This window comes from Pseudomonas sp. 2995-3, assembly GCF_002742565.1.
Lineage (GTDB): Bacteria > Pseudomonadota > Gammaproteobacteria > Pseudomonadales > Pseudomonadaceae > Aquipseudomonas > Aquipseudomonas edaphica.
On the sequence record NZ_LJSB01000312.1, the window covers coordinates 1 to 412 of the forward strand.

The 412-nt window shown below is 44.2% G+C and carries 1 protein-coding gene; it reads left to right on the forward strand.

Annotated features, from left to right (window positions below):
• Positions 1-412, forward strand: a 412-nt coding sequence (locus tag AOA62_RS31910; protein WP_218244201.1) for a hypothetical protein, incomplete at both ends; no start/stop codon positions are given.

Sequence of the window (412 nt, forward strand, 5' to 3'; positions counted from 1 at the left end):
CGAAAAGGGTCTTTTCCCAGAGATGATGGCACAGTTAGATCAAATGGTGTACACATTTACGCAAGAATTTAATAAAGTGCATAGCGATGGATGGAGTCTATCAGAAATCTCTGAGGGTGAAAAAGCGAATGGTGGACTTGGAATCGACTTCTTCACTTACGCACGTGGAACAACAGAAATTACGGAAGGTTCCATCAAAGGAGCAGCTCAGCGACTAAAAGTACATGATGATATCATGAGAAATCTTGATCACATTGCTGCATCGGGAGCAGCCACTGCAGACGGTAGGGCAACTTTAGGATTCTCAGGGGATGGTTCCAATGCATTGGCTTTAGCGAATGTGAAAGATGCATCCTTGAGTTTCGGCGGCGCTGCTACAACGAACGTACAATCTTTTTATCAAGGTATGATC